Annotated in this window: 6 protein-coding genes; 1 reads left to right on the top strand and 5 read right to left on the bottom strand. The window is 47.4% G+C overall.

All coding sequences use genetic code 11. From position 1 onward, the window contains the following. The 4 genes from H6F50_RS03450 to H6F50_RS03435 all read right to left on the bottom strand — a co-directional run. On the bottom strand, nt 1-1,108 hold a 1,108-nt coding region (locus H6F50_RS03450), incomplete at its 3' end, for a hypothetical protein (RefSeq protein ID WP_190426363.1). A gap of 19 nt (nt 1,109-1,127) precedes the next feature. Continuing rightward, nucleotides 1,128-1,718, bottom strand: a complete 591-nt coding sequence (locus H6F50_RS03445; protein WP_190412619.1) for a phage tail protein — start codon at nt 1,716-1,718, stop codon at nt 1,128-1,130. Further along, a complete protein-coding gene (locus tag H6F50_RS03440; RefSeq protein ID WP_199291975.1) occupies nt 1,718-2,005 on the bottom strand; it encodes a hypothetical protein in 288 nt (95 codons plus the stop codon). Before H6F50_RS03440 ends, H6F50_RS03445 begins: the two co-directional genes overlap by 1 nt. 142 nt (nt 2,006-2,147) lie before the next feature. After that, nucleotides 2,148-4,499, bottom strand: coding sequence for a substrate-binding domain-containing protein (locus H6F50_RS03435; protein WP_190426361.1), 2,352 nt, complete (start codon nt 4,497-4,499; stop codon nt 2,148-2,150). A gap of 72 nt (nt 4,500-4,571) precedes the next feature. Here H6F50_RS03435 and H6F50_RS03430 point away from each other — a divergent pair, with 72 nt between their 5' ends. Next, nucleotides 4,572-4,781, top strand: coding sequence for a Nif11-like leader peptide family natural product precursor (locus H6F50_RS03430; protein ID WP_190412617.1), 210 nt, complete (start codon nt 4,572-4,574; stop codon nt 4,779-4,781). Nucleotides 4,782-4,871: 90 nt separating this feature from the next. On the opposite strand, the gene H6F50_RS03425 is transcribed toward H6F50_RS03430, so the two are convergent. Continuing rightward, a partial coding sequence (locus H6F50_RS03425; protein ID WP_190426358.1) for an ATP-binding protein occupies nt 4,872-5,921 on the bottom strand: 1,050 nt, incomplete at its 5' end.

The following is a 5,921-nucleotide window of genomic DNA, read 5'->3' as shown; positions in this document are numbered from 1 at the left end:
CCGGTGTGGAAGCCTCAATTGCTGCTGCCCTTTGAATTGTGCTAGGTGAGGGCGAATTAGCAATTTCATTGCTTATTTCAGTGCCTGCTGCTTCAAGGGGTGCCGTGAGAGCATCTATTGGTGGCTGAATTGTGTTGGGTGAGAGCGAACTAGCGCTCTCATTGCTTATTTCAGTTCTTGGTGCTGCAATGGTTGCTGGTGTTGAATCTGGTGCCGTGGAAGCCTCAATCGTTACTGCCCTTTGAATTGTGCTGGGTGAGGGCGAACTAGCGATCGCAATGCTTATTTCAGTGCCTAGTGATTCAATAGGTGTCGTTTGTTCGTCAATTGCTGGTGCCTTTTGAATTGTGCTGGAAAAGGGCGAACTAGCAATCGCATTGCTTATTTCAGTGCCTGCTGCTTCAACGGGTGCAGTGAGAGCAGCTATTGCTGGCTCAATTGTGCTGGGTGAGGGCGAATTAGCGATGGCATTGCTTCTCTCAGTTGTTGGTGTTAGACCCGGTGTGGAAGCCTCAATCGCTGCTGCCCTTTGAATTGTGCTGGGTGAGGGCGAACTAGCAATCGCATTGCTTATTTCAATTCCTGCTGCTTCAAGAGGTGCCGTGAGAGCAGCTATTGGTGGCTCAATTGTGCTGGGTGAGGGCGAACTAGCGATCGCATTGCTTATCTCAGTTGCTGGTGCTGCAATGGGTGTCCTGATAGGACCAATCCCTACTGCTTTAGCTGGTGGTTCGGTAGCTAAAACGGGTTGCACTAATGTTGGATCGGTTGCCCGCATAACTGGCAAAGCAGCCTCTGCCGAGATCGGTGCTGTGTCAACATCGACCGATTCACTTGATTTTGAGCCTTGGAATTCTGCAATAAAGGGTGAATTCTTGAAAGGATTATCTGGCGGAAATTCATCCGCCACTTCCTCAGAGAAAAAACCGGAAGGATTGAAAACGGTAATCGATCTTGCTCCCAGCGGGTGCAAAAATTTAGGATTTAGTAAGCTCTGCCCTAACGGATTAGGTGGAAGCAAGGGGTTTTTGATACCAAGGGGTTCCTGGGGTATCGTTTCTCCATCGGGAAAATTGTTCCTTGGTTCTGTGCCCTCATGTTCCGCCATATTTTTGTTGTGTTAATTTCTAGGCAAAGTATCCCAAACTATCGCGTCCACCGGAAATTGAAGAGCCGCCATTGCGTGACTTATCAACCTGTAAACTCTCGTATGAAAGTGTTAACTCTTCAATTGCCACTGCATTGGAATCCGCGCTTAATGAGGCTGACTTCCAGGCAACCGGAACGGCACCAATTAGTGTCCAACACTGCATTGTTTCTCCTGCTGGGTTGAATACTAGAATATTAATGTTACGACGTTCTTTTTTCGGTAGATTATTGCCTTGATTACGCCCAACATCGCTTAAGATTTTACTAATCCAATCCCAAAAAACTAAATCATTAGTGATACCCCGCTTGAGGGTCACATCTGAAAATTCTGCCTGACCTAGAAAAATTCTCTGTTGATCGTTGACACCGCCTTCATAGTGTTTTTGAGCCTTGATCGTCACGCCCAAGCCTTGGCACTCGGTGAAACAGGCAGTAATATTACTTTGAATTTCTACATAAAAACGATTGGCAGTAACGTAGTTTAGTTCGCGGACGCTAGTGCCATTTTTGTTCTGTCCATTATTGCGACTTGACGCAGACGACTGTGCTGGTGGCAGTGGGGCGGGCATCAGAAGTATCCTCCGTAGTTTCTACTGCGTTCCCTTTGACGACGTAAATCTTCAAGCATCAATTCATAAACGCGATCGCTCAATTGCCTCAGCAATAAAGGATCGCGCAGAACTTTAGCGGCTGTCTTTGAAACCGCAGTTTGGTTATCTTTATCGTTACTGGGAACTAAACCCGGTGCTGCGTACCCAGCCGGACGAGTGCTACTCCCAATGGGTTGTAGATAAGATTGTGTCCCCAGATTAGCGATCGCGCCAGAAACCGCTTGTTGGGAAGAATACTTGTTCATAAAAAAACCAAAACTTCCTGTTATTTTAGGGCATCCGTTTTTGGCTGATTGCTAGACAAAGGTCTAAATTCAGCTAATAGCTATTCACCATTAACCTTTAGGAATCTAACCCACTCTAATCCAGCAGGTAATTATCTAAAAACTATTCTAGCGGTTGTAACGGCACCAGTCCTGCTTTGCTCAGCAATCGCTGTGCCTCAAGAGTTCTCAGCAGCTCAGCGAACTTTTGACCGGCAGGGATACGGCGGTTATCTCCAGAATAAATAACGGTTATCGGATATGCCAAGGGGTAGGTGCTATTTTTGAAAAATTCTATATTAGGATGATAACTTCCTTTATCATCACAGAGGTCTGTTGTTGGCTCTACAGGCTTCCCATTATCTTGAATTAACGCCTGGATTGCTGGTTTATTTCCGTCTTTTAAAGCTAAGGGATAAGCCGAACATTGACCGAAAACTTTGCTGATTGTGCTAAAGGCAATTCCCCCAACCTCATCATCCTCAAAATCCCGAATCACCTGTCGTAGAGTCTCGAAAGTTGACAAAGGCTTAATTTCTGGCTCAAAGGAATTTTTAAACAAAGGAGGTGGTTGCTCGCTCTTTTGAATTAATTTTCTAAATAGAGCAATTTTTTGCTCATCTTTAAGAACTCGTTGCTCAAATATTCGTACCGCCTCAGTTTCTTTCGGAATATAGAGTTTTACAGGTAAATCAGGCCCTCCTAAGACTTGCCAATTAGTAATTTCGCCAGTGTAAAGCTGACGCAATTGCTCAAAAGTAATTTGACCCCTGAGAGCCTGAGGAAGGCTTTTATCTCGTTTGGCGTAGCTGAAGGCAACAAACACGACCAGCCCATCGTAGGCAACTGGTTTATACTTCAATTCGCTGGTCAAATCACTCACCAAGCTAGAAATCGCAAAGTCTACTTGCTGCGAACTGACTTTCGCGATCGCGTCCTCTCCGGAAGGCTCAGCTTGATAATTCAACTCTAATTTTGGCTGACGTTCTCGGAGCTTGTCTTCTAAAGTTTTGTTCTTTGAGATGAGATTAGCGTGGCGCAGGATATAGCTCCATGTTCCGTCTTTTTCCGCTGTGTAAGTAAACTTACCAGCAGGAATACCAGGAATTTCCTTAATGCAACAAACTAGAAAATCATCATCAGCGGCACGATTACCCGCTTGGGACTTCGGAATCAAAAACCAGATGAGTATTCCCAACAAAGTCACTCCCAAAGCACCCAACAGCAGCCAGGGAAGACGGCGCAGCTTGGTTTTTTGCTCTTCTAGCGGCACTGTGTCTACAACTACTAGATCGACTGGTTTCTCTGGCGGCAACTTCAACAGTGCTTGTCGTGCTTCCTCAGCACTCTCAAAACTGACATCTAGCCCTAAAAGGCGAAAAATAAACATTTTGAGGTGAGGTTCCACTACAGGCCATTGCTGTTCATCCTTGGGGTCAAGCAGCTGACCGGAAACGGGGTGAGTAGAGCGTCCTACTAACAGGTAAAAAGCCACGTATCCCAAAGCGATTAAGTCTTGGGTAACTGTAGGGATAATGGTTTGGGCAGTTGGCAGATCGAACAGACGTTCCCAAAGCGCCAAATCGCATACATGGATAAAAAATTTCTGGTCGTCTGTCACCATCAGCAGACTATCCAAACTAATATTGCCGTGAGCGATTCCCTGCTGCACCTGACCGGAGGGCAGACTGAACTTTTGACCGTGGAGAAACTCCAGAGTTTGCAGGACTTGGTTGAGGACTTGGCGCACTTGCCGACTGGTCATCGCACCATTGGCGGCAAGGCAGGCGTTTAGAGTTGGATGCGTATCTAAATTGCTCGTGGTAACAAGATAGCAGCGTTCCTGAATCGGGTCAGAAATGGCGTCCCAAGGGTGACGCAAGCGAACATCTTGGACTCTTCCATCTGCTAGAGTCAAACCGGCTGCTAACTCGAAGGTTTGCTGACGCAGGCGGATTTCTTCCTCGTTGAAACAACGGTCGGGAAGCAGGTACTCTTTAATCACAACTGGCTGCTGATCGGCAACCTGAATTCCCTTATACAGTCGCCCCATTCCCCGGCGTCCCAACAAGCCTTCGATCCGATATCTTCCCCGACGCCCCCGGATCTCACTTTTCTCGGCTAAGGTAGCTGGGAAACTACATTCTGAGCAATATTTGGCGGTTGGATCTTGCTGAACCGTTTGTAGCGGTAAGGTGCAGCTTAAGGCTTCACTATACTTGCAACGGTACTGTCTGTAGAGGTGGTCAACTCCCTGAACCTGCGGGGTAAATTGAGGCGGCGGTACTTCTGTTAGGTCTGATGGAGTCGTTGGTTCTTCTAGCGTTAGCGGATCGAGTTCGGTTTTGATTTCATCAACGACAGGCGCAATCCATTGGTATTGACTCAACCAACCGTATTGGTGGAGTCTGAAATGGGGGGGGTTCCGCCTTAGATACTCCCTCAGAACAATTTTGGGAATGTTTGTCAGTGCCACCGAAAATTCTCCGGATAAGCGATAGGTGGATGGTAAGTTAACATTGATTTAACGTACTGGGAATATAAACTTATGGCAAAAGAGGAAGTAATAAAACTTTTTAGAGCTGTTCAAACTGACTCCGGCTTACGGGAAAAGCTCAACTCTGCACCCGACTTGGAAACATTAGTCAAAATGGCTGAAGAATGTGGTTATCACTTTACAGTTGAAGAATGGAAAGATACAACCGGATTTAAGGTAGAAGAGTTGGAAGGGGAATTGTCAGAAATCCCTGGTTTATAAGTTTAATCAGCTGTAAAGAATAATTAGCGCGATAGCGTTAGCGAAGCGAGGCGTTAGCCTAGCGCCGACCTGTCGGTTCGCTTTCTTATTTCACACCCAGCCTTTCACTTCCGCATCGGTGAGAGGTCTTTCCAGTTTGACATATTCGCTTTTTGCTGCTTGCAAAATGTGTTGCATCCCGACCGGCTCATTGGCATCTGCGGCGATAAAGGCTGCATTGAGGGCAATATTGCGAATGTTTCCCCCGGCGACGTTTAGCCGTGCTAGCTTCACAGGATCTAGCCCTTCAGTCGGTGTTTTTCTGGGGAAGATGCGCTGCCAAATCTCGGCTCTTTGGGTGGCATCGGGGAAGGGAAACTGAACGATAAAACGAATCCGGCGCAGAAATGCCTGATCGAGAGAACCTTTTAAATTAGTCGTCAAAATCGCTAAGCCTCGGTAAGCTTCCATGCGTTGTAGCAGGTAGGCAACTTCAATATTGGCATGACGGTCGTGGCTGTCTTTCACTTCAGAACGCTTGCCAAACAGGGCGTCAGCTTCGTCAAACAGCAGAATTGCTCCCCCAGCTTCTGCGGCATCAAATACTCGCCGCAGGTTCTTTTCTGTCTCCCCAATATACTTACTGATGACAGAACTCAGGTCGATGCGATAAAGGTCTAGCTGCAATTCTCCAGCCAGTACATCTGCTGCCATTGTTTTGCCAGTGCCGCTGCCTCCGGCAAATAAGGCGCTAATGCCCAAGCCGCGTCCGCTGCCGCCAAATCCCCAGTTTTCGTATACTTTGGCACGTTGCCGAACGTGAGCGGCAATGTCGCGCAACACCTGTCGCTGTGCCTCTGGCAATACCAGCTCATCCCAACTGGCTCCTGGGATAATGGGTTGAGCCAGGTCGTTGAGTCTCTGGCGAGCTTGTGAACGGCAGGTATCCCACAAGAGGTTGCTGAGCGTTTCTTGAGGGCTGAGGGGTGAGGACTGAGGACTGAGGACTGAGGACTGAGGACTGAGTGAACAGAGAGATTCTTTATTCTCTCCTCTACCTTTTGCCTCAGTACAAACAGCGTAAATAGAAGGGGCGCTAAGGCTGAAATGGGATACCAGCGTATCTAGATGTCCGTTCAAGCTTTCTGCTGCTTCACCCAA

The organism is Coleofasciculus sp. FACHB-712, assembly GCF_014695635.1.
Classification (GTDB): domain Bacteria; phylum Cyanobacteriota; class Cyanobacteriia; order Cyanobacteriales; family FACHB-T130; genus FACHB-T130.
The sequence above is the reverse complement of the archived record's forward strand: the minus strand, read 5'-3'. Positions and strand labels throughout refer to the sequence as shown.

What these genes read in the sequence shown, in the direction of transcription:
- H6F50_RS03445 (WP_190412619.1), bottom strand. Translation starts at nt 1,718, where the DNA reads ATGCCCGCCCCACTGCCACCAGCACAGTCGTCTGCGTCAAGTCGCAAT.
- H6F50_RS03440 (WP_199291975.1), bottom strand. Translation starts at nt 2,005, where the DNA reads ATGAACAAGTATTCTTCCCAACAAGCGGTTTCTGGCGCGATCGCTAAT.
- H6F50_RS03430 (WP_190412617.1), top strand. Translation starts at nt 4,572, where the DNA reads ATGGCAAAAGAGGAAGTAATAAAACTTTTTAGAGCTGTTCAAACTGAC.